Origin of the sequence: Pseudomonas sp. MD195_PC81_125 (genome assembly GCF_014060985.1) — a bacterium.
Lineage (GTDB): Bacteria > Pseudomonadota > Gammaproteobacteria > Pseudomonadales > Pseudomonadaceae > Aquipseudomonas > Aquipseudomonas parakoreensis.
Genome location: NZ_JABULD010000084.1, coordinates 1 through 1240, shown reverse-complemented (window position 1 = coordinate 1240; position 1240 = coordinate 1). Strand labels below are relative to the sequence as shown.

3 protein-coding genes are annotated in these 1240 nt (G+C 61.6%); 1 reads left to right on the top strand and 2 read right to left on the bottom strand.

The features are described from left to right. Both HT737_RS03680 and gspH read right to left on the bottom strand, forming a co-directional pair. Positions 1-365: type II secretion system protein J (locus tag HT737_RS03680; RefSeq protein WP_182401481.1), on the bottom strand; the 365-nt coding region annotated here is incomplete at its 3' end. Beyond that, entirely contained in the window at positions 362-814 is a 453-nt protein-coding gene (gene gspH / locus HT737_RS03675; protein WP_115989614.1) for a type II secretion system minor pseudopilin GspH, read from the bottom strand. The genes HT737_RS03680 and gspH, both read right to left, overlap by 4 nt. Before the next feature lie 133 nt (positions 815-947). Here gspH and HT737_RS03670 point away from each other — a divergent pair. Next, positions 948-1240: general secretion pathway protein GspC (locus HT737_RS03670; RefSeq protein WP_182401479.1), on the top strand; the 293-nt coding region annotated here is incomplete at its 3' end.

Here is a 1240-nt window from a genome sequence, read left to right as displayed (position 1 = left end):
CCCTTGACCCACCAACGCACCCGCTGCAAAGCCCCAGCCTGATCCGCCGCACGGCGAATAATATCCAGCCGAAACCCCTTGCTGTCACTGCTCCGCACCGTCAGCGCAGGCGGCGCGCTCGGCGGCTCATCATCCACGCCAACCTTCTTCGGCTCGGTCAATTCAACCCCAGCGCGCATCTCCACATCACGCTGCAACTGATTCAACGCCCGCAACAAACGGTCACTCTGCTCACTGCTCGCCTGCAAATGACCGTCCGCCCGCGTCACACTGTCCAGCCCACGCCAGGCAATCAGACTGACCACCGCCATCAGCAGAATCGCGACCATCACCTCGATCAGGGTAAAGCCCCGTTGATCGTTCATTGCACACTGATCCTGCCGCTGGCATCACGCAGCACACTCAGCCGATTCAGCCCATCAGACAGGGTCAATTGCAGCGGCGGATTGATCCACTCGGCGTTAAGCACCACCTTCTGCTTCGGCTCCACCCGCACCTCCAGCTTCGGACTCTGCCAGGTGCGCGGCCGCAACTGCGGGTCATCCTTGAAATGCTCAAACCCCCGACCACTGTCACTGCGCCGACTGAAGCGAAAGCCCTTGCCATCGCTCAGCCACACAATCGGCCGGCCATCGGCGCGGGCCTCCGCTTGCGCCACCTGCAGCAACTGCGCCACACGTTCAGCGTCCTTGCGCAGCAACTGCAGCGGATCCGGCTTGATACTCAGGCTGATCGCCGCACTGGCAATCCCGATGATCACCAGCACCACCATCAACTCGATCAGCGTAAAGCCCTGTTGCTTGCCCACCTTCATCGGTTGCGCACTCCGTTGCGTCCTGCCCCGTCCCAAAAAAACATCCTGCACGGCCAACATGTAAGACGTGTGAAATAAAACCGTGAGAATTGCCGCGTAGCCTGTCAGCAGGGACTAAAAGGAGATTCAGCCCATGAGATTCACCGCACGCTTTTCACCCCCCCAAATCACTCCAGCCGCCGCGCTGCTGGCCGCCCTGATCGGCATCGCCACCTGGTCATCCCTGCTCCTGACCACCGCCGAATCCCACACCCCGGCGGCCACGCCGCAACTGCTCGCTGCGCGCAGCGATAACCCGGCATTGCAGTGGTTTTCCAATCGCACAGCGCCGGTGGAGATCAAGGTCAGCGGTGTGATGGCGGGGAGTCGCGGGGCGGTGGCGATTTTGAGTTTGAACGATGGGCCGCCGAGGAGCTTTTTGCAGGG

Excerpts from the sequence above, each read along its gene's own strand:
- gspH (WP_115989614.1), bottom strand. The coding sequence starts at position 814 with ATGAAGGTGGGCAAGCAACAGGGCTTTACGCTGATCGAGTTGATGGTG.